26 protein-coding genes are annotated in these 26,635 nt (G+C 63.5%); 13 read left to right on the forward strand and 13 right to left on the reverse strand.

Annotated elements, in window-relative coordinates:
- Positions 1–72: 72 nt before the first annotated feature.
- The 3 genes from JG747_RS16650 to JG747_RS16660 all read right to left on the reverse strand — a co-directional run bounded on the left by JG747_RS16650 (position 73) and on the right by JG747_RS16660 (position 2,910).
- Positions 73–900: an AraC family transcriptional regulator gene (locus JG747_RS16650; protein ID WP_019859220.1), complete on the reverse strand. Its 828-nt coding sequence runs from the start codon at positions 898–900 to the stop codon at positions 73–75.
- A gap of 206 nt (positions 901–1,106) precedes the next feature.
- Positions 1,107–2,105, reverse strand: coding sequence for an ABC transporter permease (locus JG747_RS16655; RefSeq protein WP_019859219.1), 999 nt, complete (start codon positions 2,103–2,105; stop codon positions 1,107–1,109).
- A gap of 61 nt (positions 2,106–2,166) precedes the next feature.
- The gene (locus JG747_RS16660; RefSeq protein ID WP_027047043.1) at positions 2,167–2,910 is read right to left on the reverse strand and encodes an ATP-binding cassette domain-containing protein; all 744 of its coding nucleotides are present in this window, start codon (positions 2,908–2,910) and stop codon (positions 2,167–2,169) included.
- A 440-nt stretch (positions 2,911–3,350) separates the two neighbouring features.
- On the opposite strand from JG747_RS16660, the gene JG747_RS16665 reads away from it, so the two are divergent.
- Both JG747_RS16665 and JG747_RS16670 read left to right on the forward strand, forming a co-directional pair.
- The gene (locus tag JG747_RS16665; protein ID WP_019859217.1) at positions 3,351–4,340 is read left to right on the forward strand and encodes a sugar-binding protein; all 990 of its coding nucleotides are present in this window, start codon (positions 3,351–3,353) and stop codon (positions 4,338–4,340) included.
- Positions 4,341–4,524: 184 nt separating this feature from the next.
- A complete protein-coding gene (locus tag JG747_RS16670; RefSeq protein ID WP_019859216.1) occupies positions 4,525–5,307 on the forward strand; it encodes a FadR/GntR family transcriptional regulator in 783 nt (260 codons plus the stop codon).
- A gap of 81 nt (positions 5,308–5,388) precedes the next feature.
- Here the strand turns inward: JG747_RS16670 and JG747_RS16675 are convergent, their stop codons facing one another.
- A complete protein-coding gene (locus JG747_RS16675; protein WP_019859215.1) occupies positions 5,389–6,327 on the reverse strand; it encodes an NAD(P)-dependent oxidoreductase in 939 nt (312 codons plus the stop codon).
- A gap of 118 nt (positions 6,328–6,445) precedes the next feature.
- Here JG747_RS16675 and JG747_RS16680 point away from each other — a divergent pair, with 118 nt between their 5' ends.
- On the forward strand, positions 6,446–7,342 hold the full coding sequence (locus JG747_RS16680) for an NAD-dependent epimerase/dehydratase family protein (RefSeq protein WP_202359630.1): 897 nt from the start codon (positions 6,446–6,448) through the stop codon (positions 7,340–7,342).
- 103 nt (positions 7,343–7,445) lie between these two features.
- Positions 7,446–8,222 (forward strand): FadR/GntR family transcriptional regulator, encoded by a 777-nt coding sequence (locus JG747_RS16685; RefSeq protein ID WP_027047041.1) that lies wholly within the window; start codon positions 7,446–7,448, stop codon positions 8,220–8,222.
- A gap of 152 nt (positions 8,223–8,374) precedes the next feature.
- On the opposite strand, the gene JG747_RS16690 is transcribed toward JG747_RS16685, so the two are convergent.
- Positions 8,375–8,665 carry a DUF3175 domain-containing protein gene (locus JG747_RS16690; protein WP_202359631.1) on the reverse strand — a complete coding sequence of 97 codons (291 nt, stop codon included), beginning with the start codon at positions 8,663–8,665 and terminating at the stop codon, positions 8,375–8,377.
- 177 nt (positions 8,666–8,842) lie between these two features.
- Between JG747_RS16690 and JG747_RS16695 the strand changes: the two genes are divergently transcribed.
- The 7 genes from JG747_RS16695 to JG747_RS16725 all read left to right on the forward strand — a co-directional run bounded on the left by JG747_RS16695 (position 8,843) and on the right by JG747_RS16725 (position 16,913).
- Positions 8,843–10,072 carry an MFS transporter gene (locus JG747_RS16695; RefSeq protein ID WP_027047040.1) on the forward strand — a complete coding sequence of 410 codons (1,230 nt, stop codon included), beginning with the start codon at positions 8,843–8,845 and terminating at the stop codon, positions 10,070–10,072.
- Between the two features lie 128 nt (positions 10,073–10,200).
- Positions 10,201–11,229: a LacI family DNA-binding transcriptional regulator gene (locus tag JG747_RS16700; protein ID WP_027047039.1), complete on the forward strand. Its 1,029-nt coding sequence runs from the start codon at positions 10,201–10,203 to the stop codon at positions 11,227–11,229.
- A gap of 308 nt (positions 11,230–11,537) precedes the next feature.
- On the forward strand, positions 11,538–12,665 hold the full coding sequence (locus tag JG747_RS16705) for a sugar ABC transporter substrate-binding protein (protein ID WP_202359632.1): 1,128 nt from the start codon (positions 11,538–11,540) through the stop codon (positions 12,663–12,665).
- A 75-nt stretch (positions 12,666–12,740) separates the two neighbouring features.
- A complete protein-coding gene (locus JG747_RS16710; RefSeq protein ID WP_019859207.1) occupies positions 12,741–14,288 on the forward strand; it encodes a sugar ABC transporter ATP-binding protein in 1,548 nt (515 codons plus the stop codon).
- On the forward strand, positions 14,285–15,265 hold the full coding sequence (locus JG747_RS16715) for an ABC transporter permease (protein WP_019859206.1): 981 nt from the start codon (positions 14,285–14,287) through the stop codon (positions 15,263–15,265). Before JG747_RS16710 ends, JG747_RS16715 begins: the two co-directional genes overlap by 4 nt.
- On the forward strand, positions 15,262–16,248 hold the full coding sequence (locus JG747_RS16720) for an ABC transporter permease (RefSeq protein WP_019859204.1): 987 nt from the start codon (positions 15,262–15,264) through the stop codon (positions 16,246–16,248). Before JG747_RS16715 ends, JG747_RS16720 begins: the two co-directional genes overlap by 4 nt.
- Positions 16,249–16,364: 116 nt before the next feature.
- Positions 16,365–16,913 carry a gluconokinase gene (locus JG747_RS16725; RefSeq protein WP_202359633.1) on the forward strand — a complete coding sequence of 183 codons (549 nt, stop codon included), beginning with the start codon at positions 16,365–16,367 and terminating at the stop codon, positions 16,911–16,913.
- An 86-nt stretch (positions 16,914–16,999) separates the two neighbouring features.
- Here the strand turns inward: JG747_RS16725 and JG747_RS16730 are convergent, their stop codons facing one another.
- Both JG747_RS16730 and JG747_RS16735 read right to left on the reverse strand, forming a co-directional pair.
- Positions 17,000–17,449, reverse strand: coding sequence for an RrF2 family transcriptional regulator (locus tag JG747_RS16730; RefSeq protein ID WP_019859201.1), 450 nt, complete (start codon positions 17,447–17,449; stop codon positions 17,000–17,002).
- Between the two features lie 249 nt (positions 17,450–17,698).
- The gene (locus JG747_RS16735; protein ID WP_202359634.1) at positions 17,699–18,685 is read right to left on the reverse strand and encodes a sulfate ABC transporter substrate-binding protein; all 987 of its coding nucleotides are present in this window, start codon (positions 18,683–18,685) and stop codon (positions 17,699–17,701) included.
- Between the two features lie 230 nt (positions 18,686–18,915).
- On the opposite strand from JG747_RS16735, the gene JG747_RS16740 reads away from it, so the two are divergent.
- A complete protein-coding gene (locus JG747_RS16740) occupies positions 18,916–19,191 on the forward strand; it encodes an AbrB/MazE/SpoVT family DNA-binding domain-containing protein (RefSeq protein ID WP_027047038.1) in 276 nt (91 codons plus the stop codon).
- Positions 19,191–19,589, forward strand: coding sequence for a type II toxin-antitoxin system VapC family toxin (locus JG747_RS16745; protein WP_038647828.1), 399 nt, complete (start codon positions 19,191–19,193; stop codon positions 19,587–19,589). Before JG747_RS16740 ends, JG747_RS16745 begins: the two co-directional genes overlap by 1 nt.
- Before the next feature lie 14 nt (positions 19,590–19,603).
- Here JG747_RS16745 and JG747_RS16750 read toward each other — a convergent pair whose 3' ends face one another.
- The 6 genes from JG747_RS16750 to pbpC all read right to left on the reverse strand — a co-directional run bounded on the left by JG747_RS16750 (position 19,604) and on the right by pbpC (position 26,574).
- Positions 19,604–20,644 carry a sulfate/molybdate ABC transporter ATP-binding protein gene (locus JG747_RS16750; protein ID WP_038647826.1) on the reverse strand — a complete coding sequence of 347 codons (1,041 nt, stop codon included), beginning with the start codon at positions 20,642–20,644 and terminating at the stop codon, positions 19,604–19,606.
- A 69-nt stretch (positions 20,645–20,713) separates the two neighbouring features.
- Positions 20,714–21,598, reverse strand: coding sequence for a sulfate ABC transporter permease subunit CysW (gene cysW / locus JG747_RS16755; protein WP_038647824.1), 885 nt, complete (start codon positions 21,596–21,598; stop codon positions 20,714–20,716).
- Positions 21,591–22,442 (reverse strand): sulfate ABC transporter permease subunit CysT, encoded by an 852-nt coding sequence (gene cysT / locus JG747_RS16760; protein ID WP_019859195.1) that lies wholly within the window; start codon positions 22,440–22,442, stop codon positions 21,591–21,593. The genes cysW and cysT overlap by 8 nt, the downstream gene beginning before the upstream one ends.
- Positions 22,443–22,526: 84 nt before the next feature.
- The gene (locus JG747_RS16765; RefSeq protein WP_019859193.1) at positions 22,527–23,555 is read right to left on the reverse strand and encodes a sulfate ABC transporter substrate-binding protein; all 1,029 of its coding nucleotides are present in this window, start codon (positions 23,553–23,555) and stop codon (positions 22,527–22,529) included.
- A gap of 204 nt (positions 23,556–23,759) precedes the next feature.
- Positions 23,760–24,491, reverse strand: coding sequence for a M15 family metallopeptidase (locus tag JG747_RS16770; RefSeq protein ID WP_202359635.1), 732 nt, complete (start codon positions 24,489–24,491; stop codon positions 23,760–23,762).
- Positions 24,484–26,574: a penicillin-binding protein 1C gene (gene pbpC / locus JG747_RS16775; RefSeq protein ID WP_019859190.1), complete on the reverse strand. Its 2,091-nt coding sequence runs from the start codon at positions 26,572–26,574 to the stop codon at positions 24,484–24,486. Before pbpC ends, JG747_RS16770 begins: the two co-directional genes overlap by 8 nt.
- Positions 26,575–26,635: the final 61 nt, after the last annotated feature.

A 26,635-nucleotide genomic window follows, 5' to 3' on the forward strand; every position in this document is an offset into this window, starting at 1 on the left:
GGTAGGGCGCCTTTCACGGCGGCACTTATCAAAGCGTCTTGCGCGCGTATCAAGGAGTCTGAAAAAGCAGGCTCAGGCGGTTGCCCGCGCGGCCTCGCGGTAGAGCGTCGGCGGCACGCCGACATGGTCGCGGAAGAAGCGCGAGAAATTGCCCTGCGTGGTGAAGCCGAGATTGCAGGCAACCGAGATCAGCGGCTCTTGCGACCACTGCAACTGCCGCACCGCTTCCTCCATGCGCAGCGTGTTCCAGTAGACATTGGGCGTCAGATTGGTCTGTTCCTTGAACAGGGCGAAGAAATGCGGCCGCGACAGGCCGACGCTTCGCGCCACATCGTCGAAGGAAATGCGCTCGCAGACATTGGCTTTCATCAGCTGGATGGCCTTGCGGACGCGGAAATCCTGCATGGTGTTGATGCGGGTGCGCGCCTCCTGCGGCGCAGACGCATCGGCGGCATCGAGCACCGAATCGATGAAGCGCTCGATCTCGTAATTGGCGACGTCGTCGACGCTCTCATTGTCGGTCAGATGGTCGAGCAGGCTGGCGGCGGCCTGGTGCAGCCATGGCTCGAGCGTGATCTTCGCCTGGGCAAACAGCGGCGCGGAGGAGGGCAGGTCGCGGCGGCGGCGCGCCCAGTCGGGATCGATGTAGAAGGCGAGAAACAGACCTGGCATCCCGTTTTGCGACAGGACGTGGCTGTGCGGCTGGAAGGAATTGATGCCGGCGGCGGTGCGGGGGCCGAGCCGCACCGTCTCGCGGCCGATGGTCATCTCGCCGGCGGTGCCTTCGAGCCAGATGATCAGATGTGCCTCGACATGGGCATGGGTGACGAAGTCGCTCGCGACATTCAGGACAGAAACATGTCCGAACCGGCCCCAGTAGAGCCTGATCGCTTCCGTCATGGGTATATCCTCCCGCAGACGACTGGCCTCCCTTCGTCTGCATCGAGGATTGTGCGGCCGGTTTCCAGCTTCCGTCAAGGCATCGGCCGTTGGCCGATAGGCAGGGCGAGCCGCTTCAGGCGATTTTCAGACTGAGCGATAGGAGGTGAAACGAATAACGCCCGGCACTTTCCTTCTCCCACCAGGGAGAAGGAAAGGCGCTTGAATCAGTCGCTGCGCCTGAAATTGCGGATGCGGTCGAACAGCACCGCCAGCAGGATGGCGCCGCCGATGAAGGTGCCTTGCCAGAAAGCATTGATGCCGAGCAGGCCAAGGCTATTGCGGATGACCTCGATGAGGGCGGCGCCGACAATGGCGCCGAAGGCGGTGCCGACGCCGCCGGCCAGGTTGGCGCCGCCGATGACCGTGGCGGCGATCACCTGCAGCTCCATGCCGGTACCGAGATTGGTGGTGACGGCGCCGAGCCATCCGGTCTGGATGATGCCGGCAATGCCCGCCGACAGTGCCGAGATCATGTAGACGGCGACCTTGATCTGCTTCACCGGGACGCCGGTCAGCGTCGCCGCGTGCTCGTTGCCGCCAATGGCGAAGATGTGCCGGCCGAACTTGGTCCAGCGCAGGATGAAGCCGGTGATCAGCGCCAAAAGGATCATGTAGAGCACCGGATTGGCGATGCCGAACACCCAGGCGCCGCCGCCGAGCGCCAGCAGCTTGTCGTGGTCCGGCCCGAACTGGAAGACGACGGTGTTGTTGGAGGCGACCATCGCCAGGCTGCGGGCAATCGACAGCATGCCGAGCGTCACCACGAAAGGTGGAAAGCCGAGATAGGCGGTCAGGATGCCGTTGAAGGCACCGATGGCGAGCGCGGTGGCGATCGAGGCAAGGATGCCGATCTCGATTGAATAGCCGGCATGCATGGTGACGGCCAGCACCATCGACGACAGGCACAGAACCGAGCCGACCGAAAGGTCGATGCCGCCGGTGATGATGACGAAGGTCATGCCGAGCGCGACGATGGCGACGAAGGTGATGTTGCGGGTGATGTTGTAGAGGTTCTTCGACGTTGCGAAGGCGTCGGTGGCGAACGACAGGAAGATGCAGGCGAGGATGACGGCGATCACCACCCAGAAGGTCTGGGTGGAGAACAGCCGCGACAGGAAAGTGTGCTGCTTCTGCGCGATCGTCTGATCAAGGGTGACTGCCATTATCGACCTTTCCTGCCGGCGGCGATGCACGCCAGCCTGGTGAAATCCGGATTAGCCGCGCTCACGAGACCTGCTCGATGGCGCCAGTGATGAGCCCGGTGACCTCCTCGGGCGAGCTCGACGCGATTGCCTTGTCGGCGACCTTGCGTCCGCGCCGCATGACGATGACGCGGTCGGCGACGTCGAACACGTCGGGCATGCGGTGGCTGATCAGCACCACCGCTATGCCCTGGTCGCGCAGATGGCGGATCAGGTTGAGCACTTCGGCGACTTGCCTGACCGAGATCGCCGCCGTCGGTTCGTCCATCAGCACGATTTTGGCCTGCGACAGCATGGTGCGGGCGATCGCCACCGCCTGGCGCTGGCCGCCCGACATCTGCTTGACGAGATCGCGCGGGCGGGTCTCGGACTTCAGCTCGGCGAAGAGCTGGCCGGCGCGCTTGTACATCGCGGCATAGTCGAGGATGCGGAATGGACCGACGCCGCGCCGCAGCTCGCGGCCGAGATAAACATTGGCGGCGGCCGTCAGATTGTTGCAGAGTGCAAGATCCTGATGGACAATCTCGATGCCGTGCTGGCGGGCCTCCGCCGGCTTGTTCAGGATCAATTCCTTGTCGTCCATGCGCATGGTGCCATGGCTCGGATGGAAATTGCCGGCGATCATCTTGACCAGCGTCGATTTGCCGGCGCCATTGTCGCCCATCAGGCCGACGACCTGGCCGGGTTCGATCGACAGCGACACGTCGTTGACAGCCTGGATGGCGCCAAAATGCTTCGAGATGTTGGTGAGTTCGAGAACCGCCACCAGCCTGTTGCCTCCCATGTCTTGCTGCATGCCTTTTCCAGGTCGCAGCTCCGATATCGTGCTCCCCATTCCTCCCGGAAGCAACGATCTTCGGCATTTACGCGAATGCCTACTCGGGCGTCAATTGTCGAAATTGGCTATTTGTCAGACGAATAGTGACATGTGCTTCTGAAAAATCCGTTTTGTAGGACAAATAGCAATTGACGTTGGCGCCGCGCCGTTATTAGTTGATGGTCGGAGAAAGTTTTCCGGTCCCAGGCCTTTGTCGCGACGGGACCGGTGGGAGGTTATCGGCCGGTCCGGCACGTTGCCGGTCCGGTCGCATCTGAAAATGCTTATCGGCCTTGCCCGGCGGCACGAGCGTTGGCTCTGCCATCTCGCATCAAGTCGATTTGTATGGCGGGCACGCCGTGTCCGTCTGTTTCCAAGGGAGGACTGACATGAGGAAAACAGTATTGCTCGCCGCCGTCGCCGCCATGGCGCTGGGCGCCGGGCCGGCTTTGGCCAAGAAGCAGCTCGTCATCGTGGTGAAAGGTCTCGACAACCCGTTCTTCGAAGCCATCCATCAGGGCTGCGAGAAATGGAACAAGGAGAATGCCAGCTCGGAATATGAGTGCTTCTACACCGGTCCGGCGTCGACTTCCGACGAGGCCGGCGAGGCACAGATCGTCCAGGATATGCTGAGCAAGCCCGACACCGTGGCGATGGCGATTTCGCCGTCCAACGCGCCGCTGATCGCGCAGACGATCAAGAGCGCCAATCCGTCGATCCCGATCATGACCGTCGACGCCGACCTTGCCAAGGAAGACGCAGCCCTTCGCAAGACCTATCTCGGCACCGACAACTACCTGATGGGCAAGAAGATCGGCGAGTACATCAAGAAGGCCAAGCCGAAGGGCGGCACGATCTGCACGATCGAAGGCAATCCGGCTGCCGACAACATCCTGCGCCGCGCACAAGGCATGCGCGACGCTCTGACGGGCAAGGAAGGTCTCGCGACACTTGCCGGTGAAGGCGGATGGACGGAAGTCGCCGGCTGCCCGGTGTTCACCAATGACGACGGCGCCAAGGGCGTTCAGGCGATGACCGACATCCTCGCCGCCAACCCCAAGCTCGACGCCTTCGGCATCATGGGCGGCTGGCCGCTGTTCGGCGCGCCGCAGCCTTATCGTGACCTGGTTGGACCGCTGAAGGACCGGCTGGCCAAGAACGACTTCGTCATCGGCGCCGCCGACACGATCGGCGACGAAGTGGCGATCGCCAAGGATGGTTTGGTCACCGCGCTGGTCGGCCAGCGGCCTTTTGAAATGGGCTACAAGGCGCCGTCGGTGATGATCGACCTGATCGAGGGCAAGAAGGTCGACGATCCGGTCTTCACCGGCCTCGACGAATGCACCAAGGATACGGTCGACACCTGCATCCAGAAATAGGTCTTTCGATCCGGGGGCGCTCGGCAACGGGCGCCCCGTCAATTCCTGAGCGAGACGCCGTGACAAGGGGCAACAGGCTCCGGCCTTGACGCGTCCGTGGTTTGGATTTTTCGGTGACGGGATCGGCGCGCCAAAGGGTTCGGAGTATCTCCGGGCGACAGGCGGCCGACCTATTGGAACGTGGATGCCCCAGGACAAGGCAAAGAGACAAGCCAGCCGGGCCAAGGCGCAAGCCAGCCGCGATCCGGCGGTCGTGCGCAGGGCGGATGCGGCGCACTTTCCCGGGTCCAGTGTTCATGCCTCGCTCGCCAGCGAGATTGGGCTGCGGATCGTGCGCGGCGACTATCCGCCCGGCAGCATCCTGCCCAACGAGGCCAAATGGGCGGAGACGTTCAATGTCAGCCGCTCGGCGGTGCGCGAGGCGATCAAGATGCTGATGGCCAAGAGCCTTCTGGCATCACGTCCCAAGATCGGCAGCTGGGTCGAACCGAAGGAGCGCTGGAACCTGCTCGACCGCGACGTGCTTGCCTGGTACGCGACCGCACCCGACCGTGAAACCTTCCTGCGCACCGTGCAGGAGTTCCGCCATATCATCGAGCCGCAAGCATCCGCCTTCGCCGCCATGCGGCGCAGCGACGAGCAGATGGCCGAGATCAGCCTGGCCTGCCGCGAGATGGGGGAGGCTGCGAACCTGCCGGAACGCATCCGTGCCGACACGCGCTTCCACCTCGCCATCCTGCGGGCCTCGGGCAACGACCTGCTGGTGCCGCTCGGCGTGCTGATCGAGTCCGCACTAGACCATCTCTTCGTTTTCACGACACGCCAGGTCAGCGACCAGAACCGGGCGCAGAAACTGCACGAGGCGATCGAGAAGAACATCCGCCTGCAACGGCCGGCGGCGGCGCGCAATGCCGTGCACAAGCTGCTCGCCGACACCGATGAGGGGATCGGCAGCCGGCGGCGGTAGCCGTCCGGCCGTTAGAGCAATTCCCGGGAAAGCGCGTAGCGCTCTCCCTAGGGAGTTGCGTCAAAACAAAGAGTTAGAGCCTTAAATCGTCTGCTTCTTACCATCCTTGGTCGGCATCAGGTCGACGCCGTTGACCTTGCCGATATGCGTCGCCAGCATCGGCACGAACTGCTCGGCCGGGCCGGTGGCATGGGCGCCGGCGAAGGAGTTCTTGGTGGCGTTGCCGAGCGGGTTGGCGATGCCGGCGGCACCCGCCATCGATTCCAGATAGGTCAGGTCCTTGAAGGCGTTGGCGATGGTGAATTTGTGGGCGTCGCGGTCGCCTTCCAACGTCCAGCGCATGAAGGTCTGGTAGAAGCCGCAATCCATGCGCCCGTTGCGGATGACGCTGTCGAAACGCGGCGGCGAGATGCCGACCTTTTCGGCCAGGGCCAGCGCCTCGGAATAGATGGCGGCGTAGCCCAGCGAAATGAAATTGTTGAGCAGCTTCATGCGGTGGCCATCGCCGGTGTCGCCAATGTGGACGATGCGGCCGGCCCAGGTCTCGATCACCGGCTTGACCCTGGCAAAGACGGCGTCGGGTGCGCCGACCATGGCGTCGAGCGTGCCTTCCCAGGCTTCCTTCGGCGTGCGGCTCAGCGGCGCGTCGACATAGTCGATATCAAGCGCCTTGAGTTCGGCCGCAAGCGCCATGGTCGAGACCGGGTCCGAGGTCGAACAATCGACGACGACCGAGCCTTTCTTCAAGCCTTCCTTGAGGCCGCCGGGGCCGCGGATGATGGCTTCCACTTCGCGCGAACCGGTGACGCAGATGAAGACGATATCGGACGCTGCCGCGACATCGCGCGAGGTCGACGCCTCCTTGGCGCCGCGGCCGAGGAGGTCCTCCGCGGGTTTGCGGTTCTTGCGGCCAAGGAATGTCAGGGGATAGCCCTTGTCGACGATATTCTTGGCAATGCCGTGCCCCATCAGTCCAAGGCCGATGAAGCCGATCTTTTCGCGCGCGGTGGTGGTGTTCATGTCGTCGTCCTATCCCAGATTATCGATAATTGCGCCGCTGTTTTAGCCATATGCGGTTGCAGAAAGCAATATTGTCTGACAATAGACGGTAATTCCAGAGCCTGTCATGGAGACCAGAATGACGAAGCGGATCATGTTCACCGGCGGCAGCGGCAAGGCTGGGCGCCATGTCGTGCAATATCTTGTCGAACAGGGCTGCCAGGTGCTCAACATCGACACCAAGCCGCTCGACAATCCCAAGGTGCGCACGCTGATCACCGACATCACCGATGGCGGGCAGGTGTTCAACGCGCTGTCGAGTTATATGGGCCTGCACGAATTCGACCCCTCGCTGCGCCCGCAGCCGGTGGATGCGGTGGTGCATTTCGCTGCCATCCCGCGCATCATGATCACGCCGGACAATGAAGTGTTCCGCATCAATGCGATGGGCACCTACAATGTCATCGAGGCCGCGGTTAAGCTCGGCATCCGCAAGGTGATCGTCGCCTCCTCGGAGACGACCTACGGCCTGGTTTTCGCCAACGAGCCGCGCGACCCCAAATATTTCCCGCTCGACGAGGAGTATGACGTCGACCCGATGGACAGTTATGCGCTGTCCAAGATCGTCAACGAAAAGACCGCGCGTGCCTTCGCGCAGCGCAACGGCACCGACATCTATGCCTTGCGCATCGGCAATGTCATCGAGCCGCATGAATATTCGCTGTTCCCGAAATGGTTCGCCGATCCCGGTTTCCGCAAGCGCATCGCCTGGAGCTATGTCGACGCGCGCGATCTCGGCCAGATCACGCTGCGCGCCATCGAAAAGGACGGGCTCGGCTACCAGGTGTTCAACGCCGCCAATGACGACACCTCGTCCGACCTGCCGACGGCCGAACTCCTGAAGCGATTCTATCCCAACGTGCCGGTCAAGGCCGAACTCGGTGAGTACGAGACGCTGCTGTCGAACCGCAAGGCGCGCGATATGCTGGGCTTCCGTCCGGAGCATAGCTGGCGCAAATACGTCAAAACCGCCTGAGCAAGCAGGCAAAACGGGGTTGGGCTGTGCATAGCGGCGCGCTTTGCGCCCCAACCGCCCGGTGGTGCTTGACAGCTTCCGCAAACCGGCCTTTCTGAAGTCCATGCGGGACGCAAAGCCGAACAAGGAAAAATCGCCGAAAAAGCCGGCATCCGCCGAACGCCCCTCCGGTGTTCGCCGGCCCGACGCGGCACGCATTCCCGGCGCCAGCGTGCACACGTCGCTGGCCAGCGAAATTGGCCTGCGGATCGTGCGCGGCGATTATCCGCCCGGTACCATCCTGCCCAATGAGGCGAAATGGTCGGAAACCTTCAGCGTCAGTCGCTCGGCGGTGCGCGAGGCGATCAAGATGCTGATGGCCAAGAGCTTGCTTGCTTCACGCCCCAAGATCGGCAGCTGGGTCGAGCCCAGGGAACGCTGGAACCTGCTCGACCGTGACGTGCTCGCCTGGTACGCGACCTCGCCCGACCGCGAGGTGTTTCTGAAGACGGTGCAGGAATTCCGCCACATCATCGAGCCGGAAGCCACCGCCTTCGCCGCCATGCGGCGGACCGACGAGCAGATGGCCGAGATCAGCCAGGCCTGCCGCGAGATGGGTGAGGCGGCCAGCCTGCAGGAACGCACGCGCGCCGACACACGCTTCCACCTGGCCATCCTGCGCGCATCCGGCAATGATCTTCTGGTGCCGCTCGGAGTACTGATCGAATCCGCGTTCGACCATCTCTTCACCTTTACGACACGGGCGGTCGACGATCTCAATCACGTGCAGAAGCTGCATGAGGCGATCGAGAAGAACATCCGGCTGCAACGCCCGGACGCAGCGCGCGCCGCGGTGCGCAAGTTGCTCGCCAACACCGATCACGTGATCAAGTCGCGCTAGGGTGTGTTGATATTCAGGTGATGCCGGCCTGCGAACGGCAGTTTTCTGCGCTTCCGGTGCTCACGTACCCAAACGTACGCTGCGCGCCGGTTCTCGAAAACCACCATTCTCGGCTCGGCCTGACCTGAATCTCAATACACCCGAGGCTGGAGCTAACCTTCCTTCGCGCGGCCGAACGCTACGCGCAATTCGTCCTTGGCGTGCTCGAGCACTCGCCTGCGCGTGGCGGGCAGGTTCTTGCCGGCGCGGTTGATATAGAAATTCAGCATCGACATGGCGGATTGAAAAGGTTCGGCCTTGCGGCGGTGGCTGTGTTCGGCCGACCGTTTGAGCGAGGCGGCGATCTTCCTGGCATCGTCGGACTCGAAGATGTGATCCTCGAGATCCATGGCGTCGCTCTGCTCGGTCACCTCGGCCGACCATTTCTGCCTGGCAGCGGTCATGGCTGGGACTCCTTTGCGGTTTGATGGTCGGAAAACTCCAGACATTGGCGTCGGTTCCCGCCTTCTGTCCGCTCTGGAGCCACGGATTTGCCTGCTGTGGCGCTGCTGCACGCAGAGAATGCGCCGATAGTGGTGCAAACGGCGGCCGGTTTTCGAGACCGCCGACAGGAAACGCCTTTGACCCGAACCGACTTGAACCGGCCCAGTCCCGGCATAGACAGTTCCTACGCTTGGGTGCGCCTGGCCATATCGATGGTGCTGGCGACGATCGGTGGGGTCGGCATGTGGGCTGTCGTCGTGGTGCTGCCCGCGGTGCAGGCGGAGTTCGGCGTCGACCGCGCCGCGGCATCCATGCCCTACACCGCGACCATGGTGGGCTTCGCCGCCGGCAATGTGTTGGTCGGCCGCGCCATCGATCGCATGGGGTATTGGATCCCGGCGCTGATTTCCTCCGTGGCACTCTCGGCCGGCCTGCTGCTTGCCGCACTTTCGACCTCGATCCTGCAATTCACCCTTGCGCAAGGGTTGCTTATCGGTGTCGGCACGTCGGTGATCTTCGGGCCGCTCATCGCCGACATCTCGCACTGGTTCAACCGCCGGCGTGGCGTCGCCGTCACGGCGGCGGCGGCCGGTAATTACCTCGCCGGAACGCTCTGGCCGACCATCATGCCGACGCTGATCAAGGCGGAAGGCTGGCGCTTCACCTATGCCGCGATCGGCATCTTCTGCCTGGTCACCATGGTGCCGTTGGTGCTGATGCTGCGGCGCGGCGCTCCTGAGGCTACCGCCGCCGGCTCACCGGGAAGCCGGTCTGTGCAGCCGATTCCCATGTCGCCGGCGGCGCTGCAGGCGCTGCTGGTTGTCGCCGGCCTTGGCTGCTGCGTGGCGATGTCGATGCCGCAGGTGCATATCGTCGCCTATTGCATGGATCTTGGCTACGGCATTGCGCATGGCGCCGACATGCTGTCGATCATGATGGCGGCGGGCGTCGTCAGCCGGCTCGCTTCGGGCTTCATCGCCGATCGCATCGGCGGTGCGAAGACCCTGGTCATCGGCTCGGTGCTGCAATGCCTGTCGCTGCTGTTTTACATTCCGTTCGACGGGCTCGCCTCGCTCTACGTCGTGTCGTTGGTGTTCGGCCTGTCGCAAGGCGGCATCGTGCCCTGCTATGCGATCATCGTGCGCGAATACCTGCCGGCCAAGGAGGCCGGCCAGCGTATCGGCATCGTCATGATGGCGACGATCTTCGGCATGGCGATCGGCGGTTGGATGTCGGGCTGGATCTACGACCTGACCGGATCCTACGCCGTAGCCTTCCTCAATGGCATCGCCTGGAATTTGCTGAACATAGTGGCGATCGGGCTGTTCATGTGGAAGGCAAGGCAAAGGGCCGTCATGGCAGCCTGAGGCGCGCCTCGGCTTGACAATAGGCAGGCACTGCGCGACCCCAGACATCAAGGGTTGCGGCGATAGGCCGGTGAGATGGCGGCAGCTGAGATGATCGTACTGCGGATGTGTGCAAGCGGACCTCGGCCTTGATCAAGCCGCGCTCGCGCCGCGGCGGCGGCCGCCCGACCATAGCGGATGTCGCGCGCAAGGCCGGCGTCGGCGCCATCACCGTGTCGCGGGCGCTGCGCGAGCCGGAGCGCGTCTCGGAAGAATTGCGCCGTCAGATCCAGGCCGCCGTCGACGAGCTCGGCTATGTGCCGGACCCCAATGCGCGCGCGCTGGCCTCGGCGCGCGCCGAGGTGTTCGGCGTGCTGGTGCCATCGCTCACCAACAACGTCTTCGCCGAGGTGGTGCGCGGCATCTATGACAGCCTGTCGGACAGCCCGTTCCGCATCCAGCTTGGCAACACGCACTATTCCGGGCTCGAGGAGGAGCGGCTCTTGCAGCTGTTCGGCTCGCAGCGGCCGGCAGCGCTGATCGTCGCCGGCATCGACCAGACGCCTACCTCGCGAAAACTGCTCGAAAATGCCGGCTGCCCCGTGGTGCAGGTGATGGAGACCGGGCCCGATCCCGTCGACATGATGGTCGGCTTCTCGCATTTCGACGGCGGCAGGACGGCGACCGAGCACCTGATCGAGGCAGGGTATCGCCGCATCGGCTTCATCGGCGCGCGCATGGACCCGCGTTCGCAGCGGCGCCTCGCCGGCTACCGCGCGGCGATGGAGAAGGCCGGGCTGTTTGATCCGCGCCTGGTCACCACCACGCCGGTGCTGTCTAGCGTGCCGCTTGGGCGAGAACTGTTCCGCGATGCCCTGGCCAAGATGCCGACGCTCGACGGCGTGTTCTGCAACAATGACGACATCGCGCTCGGTGTGCTGTTCGAATGCCACCGCGCCGCGATCGATGTGCCCAAGACCATCGGCATCGTCGGTTTCAACGATCTCGACATGATGCAGGTGGCGTTTCCCTCGATCACCAGCATCCGCACCTACCGCTACGAAATCGGCAGGCGTGCCGTGGCCATGGCACTGGCGGCGATCGCCGGTGACCGGCCGCAGGAGCGGGTCGTCGATCTCGGCTTCGAGCTCAAGCGCCGCGAGAGTACAGCCCGCTGAACCCGCTTTCTAGAAGACGCTCAAATGGTGCTTTACACAACGTTATGGTAGCGCTACCATTTTTCTGAACGAGCCTCGCCTCTGAAGTGCTGGGTTTGTTTATTATACATAAGCAACAGCTCATGCTTGTTTATTATGTATAATATGATAGTTTTTCTTCGATCGACGGGGACGGCAAAGGGGAGGTGGCGCAAAGGTCGTTGGCACCTGGGTAGGCGTGACTGGGCAAGGCGGGAGGGCCTGCCGGAAACGCGAGAATTGCATGAAACTGAAGCAACAAATCAGAACTGCAATCGGGAGGATTATCGATGATCAAGTCAATCGTCGGTGGCATCGTTGCCGCCACTGCATTCGTTATGTTGAGCTCGTCGGCGATTGCCGCGGGTCCCGAAATCGTCAAAGGTCCGGCTGCCGAGCCTGACTGTTTCGCGCCCTGGGCCGCTGACACCCAATTCTTCAAGTTCCCCAAGAAGGCTGGGCCGTACCGCATCGCGCTCGCCAATGGCTATATCGCCAATACGTGGCGCATCCAGATGGTGCAGACCGCGAAGGCCTATGCGGCGCAGAAGGACGTCGCCGCGAAGCTGAAGGAATTCAAGGTCGTCTCGACCGGCGAAGATGTGCCGGCGCAGATTTCGGCGATCAACAACTTCATCGATTCCGGTTATGACGCGATCGTCGTCAACGCGCAGAACCCGACCGCATTCGGGCCAGTGATCAAGCGCGCCAAGGAAGCCGGCGTCGTGCTGGTTGCCTTCGACAACATTCTCGACACCAAGGACGCCATCAACGTCAATGTCGACCAGAAGGGTCTTGGCGAGCTGTGGGGCAAATGGTTGGTCTCCCATGTGCCGAATGGCGGCAAGGTGCTCGAGGTGCGCGGCGTTGCCGGCACGTCGGTCGACACTGACCGCCACACTGGCATCCACGAGGTTCTCGATGCCTCCGGCAAGAAATGGGCCGTCACCGAGGTCGTCGGCAAGTGGGACGACGGCGTTGCGCAAAAGGCTTCGGCCGATGCGATCGCCACCAACGGCCCCTTCGACGGCGTCACCGGGCAGGGCGGCGACACCGGCATCGTGCAGGCGATGATCGATGCCAAGCATCCCTTCGTGCCGTTCGGCGGCGAGACCGAGAACGGCTTCCGCAAATTCTGCGCGGCCCATGCGGCCGACGGGTTGAAGTGCTCGTCGGCCGGTACTGGCCCGGCGCAGGTGGCGGTTGCCATCAAGACGGCGATCGCGGCGCTTGAAGGCAATGTCGTCCCGCAATCGGTCAAGCTGCCGCTGGCGATCGTCGAGGATCCAAACTTCAAGGCTGGTCAGGATTTCTTCCCCGACCAGTCCGACAATTTCTTCGTCGGCAATTCCTTCCCGACCTGCGGCATCAATTTCACCGCACAGGAAATCATGGGGCAGACCAAGGCGGACCAGTAGGCTGCACTCCCGGCGCCGTGGGATCTCCCGCGGCGCCGGTCAATTGATACGCTCAAAGCGCCCCGGGGAGGGCCGATGGACAGTGCGGTTCCGCTCTTTCAGATGGAAGGCATATCCAAGCGCTATGGTGGCGTGCGAGCTCTGGAAAAGGCGGAGCTTGTCGTCACATCCGGCAGCATCCACGCTATCCTTGGCGAAAACGGCGCCGGCAAGTCGACGCTGATCAAGGTCATGGCCGGTGTCGTGGCGCCCGATGAGGGCCGCATGACGCTGGATGGCCGTGAGGTGACCTTCCTGTCGCCAGCCGCCGCCAACCAGGCAGGCATCGTCTGCATCTTCCAGGAGCTGTCGCTGGTTCCAGATCTCAGCGTCGCCGACAACATCGTCATTTCCGATCCGCCCAAACGCTTCGGCATGATCGACCGCAAGGCGCAACGTCGCGTCGCAGAGGAAGCCCTTGCGCGCGCTGGCGCGGCCGACATCCATCCGCTGGCGCTGGTCAAGGACCTTCCCCTTTCAAGAAGGCAGATGGTCGAGATCGCCAAGGCGCTGGCCAGAAAGCCACGCATTCTCATCCTCGACGAGGCGACATCGGCGCTCACGGCGGCGGATGTCTCGAAGATTTTTGGCGTCCTGAAACGGCTGCGCTCGGAAGGGCTGGCGTTGCTATATATCTCGCACCGCATGAACGAGATCGCCGAACTTGCCGATCAGTGCACGGTGTTCCGCAATGGCCGCAATGTCGCCAGCTACAAGGCCGGCTCGAAGAGCGACAATGAGGTGGTCGAATTGATGATCGGCCGCGAATACAGTCACATCTTCCCGCCCAAACCGGCGACCGTGCCAGCTACAGCCGCACCCAGGCTTGAAGCCCGCAAGCTTTCCTGGGCAGACCGGCTGCACGACATCTCGCTGACCGTCAGGGCAGGCGAGGTGGTCGGCCTCGGCGGTCTCGACGGCCAGGGCCAGCGCGAATTGCTGCTTGCCTTCTTCGGCGTGCTGCGCGGCCTTTCCGGCGAGGTGCTGATCGACGGCAAGCCGGTGGCGATCAGCAGTCCCGCGGCGGCCCGCGAGGACGGCATCGGCATGGCGCTGATCCCCGAGGACCGCAAGACCGAAGGCTTGATGCTGCCGATGACGGTGCGCGAGAATCTGTCCTTCGCCGCGCTCGATCGCTTGTCCAAGGGCGGCATCATCGACCGCGCCGCCGAACAGCGGCTGATCGACGATATGGTCGGCCTGCTCGCGATCAAGACGGCGGGCCTCGATATTCCGGTCGGCGCGCTGTCGGGCGGCAACCAGCAGAAGGTGGTCATCGCCAAATGGCTGATGCGCCAGCCGCGCATCATCCTGCTCAACGACCCGACGCGGGGCATCGATGTCGGCACCAAGCAGGAGCTCTATCAGCTGATGCGCAAGCTGGCGGACGCCGGGGCCGCGATCCTGTTCTATTCGACCGACTATGACGAGCTGATCGGCTGCTGCGACCGCGTGCTGGTGCTCTACGACGGCGCGGTCAAGCGCGAACTGGTCGGCGCCGAGATCACCGAGCGGGCGCTGATAGCGAGCGCGCTCAACATCCATGGCGAGGAGAGCCCGGTGGGCCTGGGAGCAAGTGCGTGAAAGATTGGCGCTACTGGCTGGCAGAGCAGCGCGGAACGCTGCTGGCGCTCGGCATCTTCATCGTCATGTTCATCATCTACACCTCGAACCACCCGGCCGGCTTCACCGCCAATGTGGTGCAGACGGCGGCGAACAAGGGCGTGCTGCTCGCCTTCGTCGCCATGGCGCAGACGCTGGTGGTGATCACCGCCGGCATCGACCTGTCCGTCGGCATGATCTTTCTGCTTACCAACTGCCTGGCCTCCTGGCTGGTGGTGGGCACGCCCATGCAGACGACGCTCGGCGTCATCGCCGTGCTGGCGGTCGGTCTTCTGTGCGGCGCCATCAACGGCGCCATCGTCATCTACGGCCGGCTGCAGCCGATCGTCGCCACCATCGCCACCGGCGCCGTCTTTTACGGCATCGGCCTTCTGCTGCGGCCCTTTCCAGGCGGCTCGGTCAATGAGGACCTGGCCGATGCGATGACCGGACGCGTCTTCGATGTGGTGCCGGCGAGCCTCGTCGTGCTGTTCGCCATCGTGTTGTTGATCTGGGTGCCGTTCAGCCGCTCGGTGCTTGGCCGTGCTGCCTATGCGGCGGGATCGTCGGAGACGGCGGCCTATATGTCGGGCGTTCCGATCAGGCGCGGCAAGTTCGCCGCCTACACGCTGGCCGGGCTGCTGGCCGCGATCGGCGGGCTGTTCCTGACCTTCTTCACCTATACGGGCGACGCTGCCTATGCCAGCGGCAACGCCTACACGCTGTTCTCGATCGCCGCCGTGGTGCTGGGCGGTGTCTCGCTGTTCGGCGGCAAGGGCAGCGCCATCGGCGCCATCTTCGGCGCGCTGGCCTTCCGCACCATCGGCGATCTGTTGTTCGTGTTCGATTTCGATCCGCTCTGGCAGCCGCTGTTCCAGGGGGTTATCCTGCTGATCGCGGTCAGCCTCGGCGCCTTCGCCCTGTTTCGGGTCCGCAACCGGCTGGAGTGGTTCCTGTGAGCGAAACGACATTGGGCGGCATTGCCGGCCGCATGCCGAAATTCATCCGCCGCGCCGATCCGGCTGTGCTGACGGCATTCGCCTGCATCGTGCTGTTGCTGTTCCTCGGCAGCCTTTATTCCAGAAGCTTCCTGTCACCTGAATATCTGCTGCAGCAGTTGAAGGTGGCCTCGTTCCTCGGCGTCATCGCCACCGGCATGATGCTGGTCATCCTGCTCGGCCAGATCGACCTGTCGGTGCCGTGGTCGGTGGCCGCGGGCGCCATGATGGCCTGCGCGGCGGCCGCCTACGGCCCGGTCGGCGTGGTGCTGGCCATTCCGTTCGGCATCTTCTGCGGCGTGCTGATCGGCGTCGTCAACGGCATCGGCGTCGCCTATCTGCGCATTCCCTCGATGATCATCACGCTTGCCACCAATGCCGTCGCGCAAGGGCTGATGGTGGTCTATACCGGCGGTTTCTCGCCCCAGGATTCGGCCACGGGCGCGATGCGCTACCTCGCCACCGGCTTTGCCGTTCCAGGCGTGCCCAATGCGGTCATCATCTGGGCGCTGATCGGGGCGGCGATGGTCTTCGTGCTGACTCGCACCGGCTTTGGCCGCACCGTCTACGGCATCGGCAACCGCGAGCGCGCTGCCTATCTATCCGGCATCGACACAAGGCGCGTGGTGATGATTGCCTTCGCCGTCTCCGGGGGACTCTCGGCCTTTGGCGGCGTGTTGCTGGCCGGTTATGCCTCGAAGGCGGCGCAGTCGATGGGCGATGCGTATTTGCTGCCGTCGATCGCCGCAGTGGTGCTCGGCGGCACCTCGATCCTCGGTGGGCGCGGGTCCTATCTCGGCACCGTCGCCGGCGTCATCCTGATCACGCTTCTGCAATCCATCCTGTCGGTCATGCAGATGCCGGAGGCGGGGCGGCAGATCATCTATGGCGTCGTCATTGTCGCCATGCTGCTGCTCTACGGCCGCGCGCCGGCAAGCCGCTAGAGCCGGATGATTTCAGGCCGGATCGACCTGAAATCTGAATCCGCCTCTAAATCAAGGAGATAGAGCATGATGTCGTCCGAAAACCGCTTCACACTTTTCGGCATCATGTTCTAGCCGTGGACGAAGAAGCAGCGCAGGCGCGGGCGGGCGCTCCCGGTTCGGTGCCTCCGGCGATTGTGGTGATGGGCGTCGCCGGATGCGGCAAGTCGGCTGTCGGCATTGCGCTGGCGGCCGCGCTGGGGGCCGTCTTCATCGAAGGCGACAGGCTGCATCCGCCGGAGAATGTGGCGCGCATGGCAAGCGGCGAGCCACTTACCGACCAGTTGCGTGAGGGCTGGCTCGACGCCATCGGCGAGCGCATCGCGGCGTCGGTCGGCGAAGGGCAGGGCGTGGTCGCGGCCTGCTCGGCGCTGAAGCGCGGCTATCGCGAGCGCCTGCGCGGTTTTTGCCCCGACATCGTCTTCCTCTATCTGGAGATCGATCCGGCGACGGCAAGGCAGCGGGTCGCCAGCCGCAAGGGCCATTTCATGCCGGCAAGCCTGGTCGACAGCCAGTTCGCCATTCTCGAGCCGCCGGGGAGCGATGAGCGGGCGCTGACAATCGACGCGACGCGTCCCGTCGCCGATGCCGTTGCGGACGCGATGCGTCTGCTGGCCAATTCGTAAGCCGGTACCGTCGCCTGTCATGGCATCGCCATGGGCGATCATGGAACCTTGCTATGACAAACGCCGCCCCCAGCCGTCGATCTAGACTAAATCTGCGAGGACAGCTCGACCGGGAAATCGTCGTTATCGGCATCGCGCATGGCGGCGAGGCTTCTGTTATCGAGCACCTCGGCAATTGCCTGGCGCACCTCCAGCATCATGTGCCGGACCTGGCAGGTCGCCTCGTCGCAATCCTCGCAGCGCTGGTACTGCGTGCGGCTGGCGCAGGGTATCGGCGCCAGCGGGCCGTCCAACACACGCACGACATGGCCGATCTTGATCTCGGAAGCCGGGCGAGCGAGGCGATAGCCACCTTCCTTGCCCTTGCGGCTCTGGACAAAGCCGGCATTGCGCAATTCGCCCAGAATGGCATCGAGGAATTTCTTCGGGATGTTGTTGGCGACAGCAATGTCGTTGACGAAGGCCAGTTGGCCCGCCGGCAGGCCAGACAGATGCACGAGGGCCTTTAGGCCGTATTTGCCTTTTTTTGTCAGCATGCCCGAGTCAACCCGTTGAAGCCCCAACCACCCCGCATCTGGCGGCTGTTTGTGTGCAAATAATGACGGTTTCGCTGTGCGATGATATTTCGCGAAAACAAGACGCCGAATAGCACGTTAGGCACAAACGCGTTGATTCTTTGTAACGTTTTGCCGGGATGATGCCGTATTCGTCCTGGCTGATGGCAAAAACGAAGAAAGCCGGCTCATTGCCGGCTTTCCTCATCTGTTCAATCCATGCCGCAACCGTCAGCGGCTGCCATAGGCCTGGTCGAGCAGGCCGCCGGCGGCAAAGTGCTCTTTCTGGATCTTGTCCCAGCCGCCGAAGACGTCTTCCACCGTCAGCAGGCGCACGTCCGGGAAATCGGCCTTGTATTTGGCGGCGACGGCTGCATCACGCACCCGGTTGCCGTTCTGGGCGAGGATGTCCTGGCCCTCGGGCGTGTAGAGGAAATCGAGATAGGTCTTGGCCAGTTCGCGCGTGCCGTGCTGGTCGGCGACCTTGTCGACGATCGCCACCGGGAATTCGGCGAGCAGGCTGACCGAAGGCGCGACCTGCTCGAACTTGTCGTCGCCATACTCCTTGCGAATGCCGCGCGTCTCGGATTCGAAGGTGATCAGCACGTCGCCGATCTCACGCTGCACGAAGGTGGTGGTCGCGGCGCGGCCACCCGTGTCGAAGATCGGCACATTGTTGAACAGCTTGGTGATGAACTCCTTCACCTTGGCATCGTCGCCCTTGAAGGCTTCCTTGGCGTAGGCGGTGGCCGCCAGATAGGTGTAGCGCGCATTGCCCGATGTCTTCGGGTTGGGGAAGATCACCTGCACGTCGTCGCGCACCAGATCGTTCCAGTCCTTGATGTGCTTGGGATTGCCGGCACGCACAAGGAATGAAGGCAGCGAATAGAAGGGCGAGGCGTTGTTGGGGAAGTCCTTCTGCCAGTCGGCGGAGACGAGCCCTTTCTTGACCAGGAAATCGACATCGGTGACCTGGTTGAAGGTGACGACATCGGCGCCAAGCCCTTCGGCAATGGCGCGGGCCTGCGCCGAGGTGCCGGCATGCGACTGGTCGACTGTCACGCCCGGATGCCCGGCGACGAAGGCCTTGTTGACCTGGACGAACAGTTCGCGGCCGACGTCATAGGAGGCGTTGAGCAGCTTGTCGGCCGACCAAGCTTGGGAGGATGCGAGGAACAGGCCGGCAACGGTGGCAACGCCAAGGAAAAATCGCTTCATGAAAAGGCTCCGGATGCAATGCGTTATGGCTTGACCATAGCCGTGGCGCAGGGGGCGGGGCGAGGCATGGGTAATGGCTCCGCGACCTTGCCGCGAGAAAAGATATGACCAGCACAATGGTTCCTTAGAATTCTGTTTCAGACGACACACGCTTCGGCCTGCGTCTTTCTGTTGCTTGCCTAGGACTGCTTTTTGGCATATACATATGGCATATACAAATGGAGGCGACCATGCCCCAGCATCGCAGCACAACAACGCCGCCACCGAAGGAGGCGAAACTGTTCCGCAACAACCGCAGCCAGGCGGTGCGCATTCCTGTCGAATTCGAGCTTCCCGGCGACAAGGTTCTGATCAGCCGCGAAGGCGACCGCCTTGTCATTGAGCCGCTTCGCAAACCTGGGCTTACCGCGCTGCTCGCCCAATGGGCGAAAGAGGCGCCGCTTGGTCCTGAGGACGACTTTCCGGAGATCAACGATGCGCCTGTCGAAGCCGAAGACATTTTTTGATGCGGTTCATGCTGGATACCAACATCATCAGTGACATGATCCGGAACCCGGCCGGCAAGGCCGCCAATGCAATGGTGCGCGAGGGAGACGCCGCCGTGTGCACCAGCATCGTCGTTGCCTCTGAATTGCGATATGGCTGCTTCAGGAAGGGATCGACCAAGCTGCTCAAGAAGGTCGAGGACCTGCTGGCTGAGATCCCCGTCCTGCCGCTCGACGTGCCGGTGGATGTCGAGTACGGCGCACTTCGCGCCGAGCTGGAGGCTGTTGGCCAACCCATTGGCCACAATGACCTTTTTATTGTCGCTCACGCCTGCGTGTTGGGCACCACGCTGGTGACGGCCAACATCGGGGAGTTCACCCGGATACGGAAGCTGAAGGTCGAGAACTGGCTGGAGTAGCGCTGGCCTGGAGATCAGGCCGCGGGAAACAGCTTCCAACGCCCCGGACGGAACGCCACCCGGCTCTTCTGCGCCGCGGGATGTCCGACGGGCAGTTCGATCTCGACCCGCTGGCGTTCGCCGCCGATCTCGAGTTCGACGCGCCGGGTGCCGGCGACGCGGCGGCTGGCGGCGACCGTGCCGGCGATGCAGCCGCTGCAGCCATCGAGCAGTTCGACGTCGTGCGGGCGGAAATAGAGCGTCGCCTCGCCCTCGGGCGCGTGCGGCGCCGACAGCCCGATCGGGCGATCAGCGAGCCAGATCTCGCCATTCTCGACCTTGACGGGAAGCGAGCTCGATTCGCCGATAAAGCCGTAGACGAAGGGTGAGTTCGGCGTGTCATAGATATCGTCGGCGGTGCCGACCTGCTCGATGCGGCCCTGGCTCATCACCACGACGCGGTCGGCAAGTTCCAGCGCCTCTTCCTGGTCGTGGGTGACGAAGACGGTGGTGTGGCCGGTGCGGTCATGGATCTCGCGCAACCAACGGCGCAACTCGCGGCGCACCTGCGCATCGAGCGCGCCGAACGGCTCGTCGAGCAAAAGCACCTTGGGTTCGATCGCCATGGCACGCGCCAGCGCGACACGCTGGCGCTGGCCGCCGGAGAGCTGTGCCGGATAGCGCTTCTCCAGCCCTGAAAGCTGGACGAGGTCGAGAAGCTCGGAAGCGCGACGGCGGATTTCTGCTGCCGGCGGCCGCGAGGCCCTGTGCCGGACCTTCAGGCCGAAGCCGATATTGTCGGCCACCGTCATGTGCCGGAACAGCGCATAGTGCTGGAAGACGAAGCCGACATTGCGCTCTTGGATCGACTTCTGCGAAGCATCCTCGTCGCCGAAGAAGATCTTGCCGCGCGTCGGCCGTTCCAGCCCGGCGATCAGCCTGAGCAGCGTCGTCTTGCCGGAGCCTGACGGCCCCAGCAAAGCGATCAGTTCGCCCGACTTGATGTCGAGCGACACGTCATGGAGCGCTGGAAACCGCTCGAACTCCTTGCGCACGTTGGCAACGCGAACTTCCATTTACAAAACCTTTTTTGGTGGATGCATGTCGTTGTCCCAAAACCGGTAGCCACTTTTGGGCGACATGCATCAATGTCCGCGCGTCGCGGCGAGTTCGGCGCCGTAGCGCATCTCGAGCAGTGTTTTCAAGACCAGCGTGACGAGCGCCAGCCCGGCAAGCAGTGAAGCGACGGCAAAGGCACCGACGGCATTGTACTCGTTGTAGAGGATTTCGACATGCAGCGGCATGGTGTTGGTCAGGCCGCGTATATGGCCCGACACCACCGACACCGCGCCGAATTCGCCCATGGCGCGCGCGTTGCACAGCAGCACGCCGTAGAGCAGGCCCCATTTGACGTTGGGCAGCGTCACATACCAGAAGGTCTGCCAGCCATTGGCGCCAAGCGAAAGGGCGGCTTCCTCATCGCCATTGCCCTGTTCCTGCATCAGCGGGATCAGTTCGCGGGCGACGAAGGGGAAGGTGACGAAGACGGTGGCCAGCACAATGCCGGGCACGGCGAACAGGATTTGGATACCGTGTGCCTTCAGCCACTCGCCGAGCAGCCCCTGCGCCCCGAACAGCAGCACATAGACCAGGCCCGAGATGACCGGCGAGACCGAGAAGGGCAGGTCGATCAGCGTGGTGAGAAACGCCTTGCCCTTGAACTCGAACTTGGCGATCGCCCAGGCGGCGGAGATGCCGAAAACGACATTGAGCGGCACCGAGATAGCGGCGACAAGCAGTGTCAGATGGATGGCCGAGCGTGCGTCCGGCTCGCCCAATGCCTGCGTATAGGCGCCGACGCCTTTTGCCAGCGCCTCGTGGAAGACGATGATCAGCGGCAAAAGCAGGAAGACGCCGAGGAAGATAAAAGCGATCGCCATCAGCACGGCCTGTGCCGGACGGCTCTCGGTCACCGCCGCCGAGCGGCTCTCATGGTAGGGTTCGTAGGATTTGATTTCGGGATCAGCCATAGCGCTTGCGGCTCCATGTCTGCACGAGATTGACGACCAGAAGCATGACGAACGACAGGGCCAGCATGATCGCAGCGATCGCGGTCGCCGCCGGGTAATTATATTCCTCCAGCCGGATGACGATCAGCAGCGGTGCGATCTCGGATTTGTAGGGCAGGTTGCCGGCGATGAAGATGACCGAGCCGTATTCGCCGACGCCGCGCGCGAAGGCCAGCGAGAAGCCGGTGATGATGGCCGGCGCCAGGCCCGGAAATAGCACGCGGGTGATGATCTGGAAGCGGCTGGCGCCAAGCGTGGCGGCGGCTTCCTCCACCTCCTTATCGATCTCTTCCATGATCGGCTGCACGGTGCGCACGACGAAGGGCAGGCCGATGAAGACCAGTGCCACGACGATGCCGAGCGGCGTATAGGCGACCTTGATGCCGAGCGGCATCAGCAATTTGCCGATCCAGCCGTTCGGCGCATAGAGCGTGGTGAGCGCAATGCCGGCCACCGCGGTCGGCAGGGCGAAGGGCAGGTCGACCATGGCGTCGACAATGCGGCGGCCGGGAAAGCGGTAGCGCACCAGTACCCAGGCAACGAGCGTGCCGAAGACGACATTGACAGCCGCCGCGAGGAAGGCGGTGCCGAAGCTGATTTCCAGCGCGTTGATGGTGCGGCGGTCGCTGGCGATCGCCCAGAATTCAGCCCAGCCGAGCGAGGCCGAGCGCCAGATCAGCCCGGACAGCGGAATGAGGATGATGAGGGTGAGGTAGGCAAGCGAGAAGCCGAGCGTCAATCCGAAACCCGGAATGACACTCGGCTGCCTGAATCGCCACCCCGCCTGCGCGGGTGCTGTGGTCATGGAGTTCTGGATCGTCCCTTCTTACTCAACCAGATTTTCGCTGAAAGAAGCCCATTCGCGGGCTTCTTCGGGCACTGCCCAACCTCACTGGGCCGGCTTGTAGATCTGGTCGAATATACCACCATCGCCGAAATGATAAGGCTGCGCCTTCTTCCAGCCGCCGAAAAGCGGATCGTCGATGGAGATCAGCTTGATGTCGGGGGTCTTGGGCAGATCCGCCGGCGCCACCAGTTCGGGCTTGGCCGGACGATAGTGGTTCTTGGCGATGATCGTCTGGCCTTCCTTGGAATAGAGCCAGCCGAGATAGGCTTCCGCCACCTTGCGCGTGCCCTTGGCATCGACATTGGCATCGACGATCGCCACCGGCGGCTCGGCCAGGATCGATGTCGGCGGATAGACGATCTCGAAATTGTCGGCACCGAATTCGTCGAGCGCCAGATAGGCGTCGTTTTCCCAGCCGATCAGCACGTCGCCGATGCCCTTTTGCGCGAAGGTGACGGTCGAGCCGCGCGCGCCGGTGTCGAGAACCGGGGCATTGGCGTAAAGCTTGCCGACGAATTCCCTGGTCTTGGCTTCGTCGCCGCCATCATGGGCGTTGGCGTAGGCCCAGGCGGCGAGATAGTTCCAGCGGGCGCCACCCGAGGTCTTCGGATTGGGGGTGATCACCTGGGTGCCATCCTTGACCAAGTCGCTCCAGTCGTGGATGCCCTTGGGATTGCCCTTGCGGACCAGGAAGATGATGGTCGAGGTGTAAGGCGCTGAATTGTTTTCGAATTTCTTGCGCCAGTCGGGATTGATCTTCTTCGATTTGGAGACGATGGCGTTGATGTCGCCTTCGAGCGCCAGCGTCACTACGTCGGCGTCGAGGCCGTCGATCACGGCGCGCGCCTGGGCGCCCGATCCGCCATGCGACTGCTGGATGGTTACCGTCTCGCCGGTCTCGGCTTTCCAGTGGGCGGCGAAGGCCTCGTCATAGGCCTTGTAGAGCTCACGCGTCGGATCATAGGACACGTTCAGGATGGTGGTGTCGGCGAACGCGAAACCGAGCGTGCCGAACTGGACAGATGTGGCGACCAGTGCGCCGAGCAGTTTCCGGAAATGAGGTTTGGTCATTTCTGCCTCCGTTGAACCCGCGCCAAATCTAGCGAATTGATAGAAATTAGATGCATCGAATGTTGCCTTTTTTGTCCTCCTGAAGAAAATCTTCGACGATCTTCGGTCGCATGGGGAAATATTTTCCTCGCCGGCGCTCGGCGCGGATTCGAGGTTCTATCTAGGGATGCGCGGTGCCGAGGCAAGGCGCGCTGGTCCGGCAAATCACTCGGCGCTCACCGGGAAATCGAAGCGCTGGGTGGGAAAGGGCTCATGCCGGAGCGTATAGTGCCACCATTCGCGCGCGTAGTTCTTGAAGCTGCCGGCACGCATGGCCTCGACGAGCAGCCTGCGGTTTGCTGTCGCTTCATTGCCGAGCGGGCGATGCGCCGTCTCGCTCATCGGGTCGAAACAGTCGAAACCGCTGCCGAAATCGAGCGTATCGGCATCGATGGCGCCGCAAGCGGATTTGGCGACGGATGGGCCGTCGGCCCGCGCGATCGCGACATCGACGGTCGAACCGCGCGAATGGGTCGACAGTTCGCCGACATAACCTTTGGCGATGAGGTCGCCACGCCGAACCCCGGGATACCATCGCGGATCGGGCGGCCCGCCTTGTCGCGTCCAGTCGCCCATGTCGGCGACGGCACGGGCAGGGCGGTAGCAGTCGAAGACCACCAGCGTCAGGCCTTTCGCGGCGATGGCCTGCTGGACGCCGGCAAGAGCTTGCGCCGCCTGCAAGGTGAGAATGCAGACAGGTGCATCGTAGCCGATCACCTTGCGGTGCAGGAAATTGTCCGATCCGGCGTAGCGGATGTCCTGATGGATCGACGGGGCGATATCGGCGAGGCGGACGAAGCCGGCGGGCAGGGGGTCGGCAAGTGCCGGCAGAACGGGAGCGACAATCGTCAGCGCGTAAAAGCCAACGCGCAGAATCGCCTGGCGCACTCTATTCAACGAACACTTTCACGCTGGCCGCTCGCCCGGCCGCGTCGATCACGGTCAGCGTCGAATAGCCGGCGCCGTCCGGTTGCCAGGTCGCGGTACGGCGGCGGTCGAGGCCAACCAGCGGTTTGCCGTTCGCAAGCCAGCGGAACGGCGCACGGCCGCCTTGCAGTTTGAGCACCAGCGGCGTGGCGTCGGCGGAATTCGTGGCGAGGTCGACGCGGGCGCCGTCCGGCGGGAAGATGATTGTCGGCGCGGGCTCGGTCGGCGTCGCCTGCACCAGGCCATCGGCGCCGGCGCCGAAGCGGGCAAGCGTCACCGGCAGGTCCTCGCGCTTGGGGGTGAAGGCGCCGGGCGGCTTGCTCGGCAGCGGCACGGTGGCAAGGCCCGAGCGGACAAAGCCCTCGAACAGGATGGGGGCGGCCGAGACGTAGCCGGAAAGGCCCGGCACGGCGCTGGCATCGGGACGCCCGACCCAGACACCTAGTACATAGCGACCGTCGAAGCCGACCGACCAGGCGTCGCGGTAGCCGTAGGAGGTGCCGGTCTTGTAGGCGATGCCGCGCTGCAAGGCGCCTTCGGGTGGCTTGACCCCCGACAAGATGTCGATGATCTGCCAGTTCGCCTGATCGTTGAGGATGGTGGCGGTGGTGCGCTCGGCATTGGCCGGCTCGGTGCCGTCATGCAGCGTGTGCGTCTTGCCGCCATTGGCGAGTCCCGTATAGAGCTGGACCAGGTCGCGCAGCGTGACGCCGACGCCGCCGAGGCCGATGGCCAGGCCCGGCGCCTCGTTGATCGGCAGGATCGGGTTGACGCCGGCTTGGCGGAAGCGCGCGGTCAGCCGCGCCGGACCGACCGCGTCGAGCACGCGGATCGCCGGCACGTTGAGCGACAATTGCAGCGCCTGGCGGACGCTGACATCGCCCTGATAACCCATGTCGAAATTCTTGGGCCGGTAGCCGCCGAAATCGACCGGGCTGTCCTCGATCAGCGTTTCCTGCGCCACCAGTCCCTGTTCGAAGGCGAGGCCATAGATGAACGGCTTCAGCGTCGAGCCGGGCGAGCGCACGATCTTGGTCATGTCGATCCAGCCGGAACGGCTGGCATCGAAGAAATTGGCCGAGCCGACTTCGCCGAGAATCTCGCCGGTGCGTGAATCGGCCAGCACCATGGCGACGGACAGACGCGGTCCAAGCTTGGTGGCGGCGTCGCGCGCCACCTGTTCCAGTCCTTCCTGGACGCTTTTGCGGATCGTGAGTTTGAGCGGCTGGCCGGGGACGGCCCTGGGCAGCATCGCATAGGCGGCGTGCGGGGCAAGCGCCGGCAAGGTGCGGCGCAGGCCCGACACGTCGTCAAGCGCGGCGCGCGCGGCCTCGCGTTCGCCGATCAGGCCCGAGGAGACCATGCGGGTTAGCACACGGTCACGGGCGGCGTGGGCGATTGCCAAGTTGCGGTCGGGCCGGCGCTTCTCCGGCAATTGGGGCAAGGCGACGAGCAGGGCGGCTTCGGAGACGGTGAGCCGCTTCGGCTCCTTGCCGAAATAGGCAAGCGAAGCGGCGCGCACGCCTTCGAGGTTGCCGCCATAGGGCGCCAGCGTCAGATAGCGTTCGAGGATCTCGCGCTTGGACAGCCGCCGCTCGATCTGGATGGCGCGCAGCATCTGCTTGATCTTGGAGCCGAGGCTGCGGCTTTCGCGCGGCTCGATCAGGCGGGCGAGCTGCATCGAAAGCGTCGATCCGCCGGAGACGATGTGGCCGCTGGTGATGAGCTGGCCGGCGGCGCGGCCAAGCGCCAGAACGTCGACGCCCTGATGGTCCCAGAAGCGCTTGTCCTCATAGGTGACCAGCATGTCGACGAACTGCTTGTCGACCTGGTCGAGCCGGGTTTCGAGCCGCCAGTAGCCGTCCGGCGTGGCGAAGGCGCGCAACAGCTGGCCATCGCGGTCCTGGACTTCGGTGGAGACCGTGAGTTCCGCCGGCAAGGGTGGCGGGAAGGCGCGGTCGAGTTCCCACAGGGTGGCGACCGATAGCGCGAGGATGCCGGCGCAGGAAGCTGCCGTTATGGCGGCGCGGCGGAGGAACTTTCTTGAAAGCATGGAGCCGCCCCTCATCCGGCTGCTGCCACCTTCTCCCCGTATAGTGACGGGGAGAAGGAAG

Source organism: Mesorhizobium sp. 131-3-5, assembly GCF_016756575.1.
Taxonomy (GTDB): Bacteria; Pseudomonadota; Alphaproteobacteria; order Rhizobiales; family Rhizobiaceae; genus Mesorhizobium; species Mesorhizobium jarvisii.

What these genes read in the sequence shown, in the direction of transcription:
- JG747_RS16650 (WP_019859220.1), bottom strand. Translation starts at nt 900, where the DNA reads ATGACGGAAGCGATCAGGCTCTACTGGGGCCGGTTCGGACATGTTTCT.
- JG747_RS16655 (WP_019859219.1), bottom strand. Translation starts at nt 2,105, where the DNA reads ATGGCAGTCACCCTTGATCAGACGATCGCGCAGAAGCAGCACACTTTC.
- JG747_RS16665 (WP_019859217.1), top strand. Translation starts at nt 3,351, where the DNA reads ATGAGGAAAACAGTATTGCTCGCCGCCGTCGCCGCCATGGCGCTGGGC.
- JG747_RS16670 (WP_019859216.1), top strand. Translation starts at nt 4,525, where the DNA reads ATGCCCCAGGACAAGGCAAAGAGACAAGCCAGCCGGGCCAAGGCGCAA.
- JG747_RS16675 (WP_019859215.1), bottom strand. Translation starts at nt 6,327, where the DNA reads ATGAACACCACCACCGCGCGCGAAAAGATCGGCTTCATCGGCCTTGGA.
- JG747_RS16680 (WP_202359630.1), top strand. Translation starts at nt 6,446, where the DNA reads ATGACGAAGCGGATCATGTTCACCGGCGGCAGCGGCAAGGCTGGGCGC.
- JG747_RS16685 (WP_027047041.1), top strand. Translation starts at nt 7,446, where the DNA reads ATGCGGGACGCAAAGCCGAACAAGGAAAAATCGCCGAAAAAGCCGGCA.
- JG747_RS16690 (WP_202359631.1), bottom strand. Translation starts at nt 8,665, where the DNA reads ATGACCGCTGCCAGGCAGAAATGGTCGGCCGAGGTGACCGAGCAGAGC.
- JG747_RS16705 (WP_202359632.1), top strand. Translation starts at nt 11,538, where the DNA reads ATGATCAAGTCAATCGTCGGTGGCATCGTTGCCGCCACTGCATTCGTT.
- JG747_RS16710 (WP_019859207.1), top strand. Translation starts at nt 12,741, where the DNA reads ATGGACAGTGCGGTTCCGCTCTTTCAGATGGAAGGCATATCCAAGCGC.
- JG747_RS16730 (WP_019859201.1), bottom strand. Translation starts at nt 17,449, where the DNA reads ATGCTGACAAAAAAAGGCAAATACGGCCTAAAGGCCCTCGTGCATCTG.
- JG747_RS16735 (WP_202359634.1), bottom strand. Translation starts at nt 18,685, where the DNA reads ATGAAGCGATTTTTCCTTGGCGTTGCCACCGTTGCCGGCCTGTTCCTC.
- JG747_RS16740 (WP_027047038.1), top strand. Translation starts at nt 18,916, where the DNA reads ATGCCCCAGCATCGCAGCACAACAACGCCGCCACCGAAGGAGGCGAAA.
- JG747_RS16745 (WP_038647828.1), top strand. Translation starts at nt 19,191, where the DNA reads ATGCGGTTCATGCTGGATACCAACATCATCAGTGACATGATCCGGAAC.
- JG747_RS16750 (WP_038647826.1), bottom strand. Translation starts at nt 20,644, where the DNA reads ATGGAAGTTCGCGTTGCCAACGTGCGCAAGGAGTTCGAGCGGTTTCCA.
- cysW (WP_038647824.1), bottom strand. Translation starts at nt 21,598, where the DNA reads ATGGCTGATCCCGAAATCAAATCCTACGAACCCTACCATGAGAGCCGC.
- cysT (WP_019859195.1), bottom strand. Translation starts at nt 22,442, where the DNA reads ATGACCACAGCACCCGCGCAGGCGGGGTGGCGATTCAGGCAGCCGAGT.
- JG747_RS16765 (WP_019859193.1), bottom strand. Translation starts at nt 23,555, where the DNA reads ATGACCAAACCTCATTTCCGGAAACTGCTCGGCGCACTGGTCGCCACA.
- pbpC (WP_019859190.1), bottom strand. Translation starts at nt 26,574, where the DNA reads ATGCTTTCAAGAAAGTTCCTCCGCCGCGCCGCCATAACGGCAGCTTCC.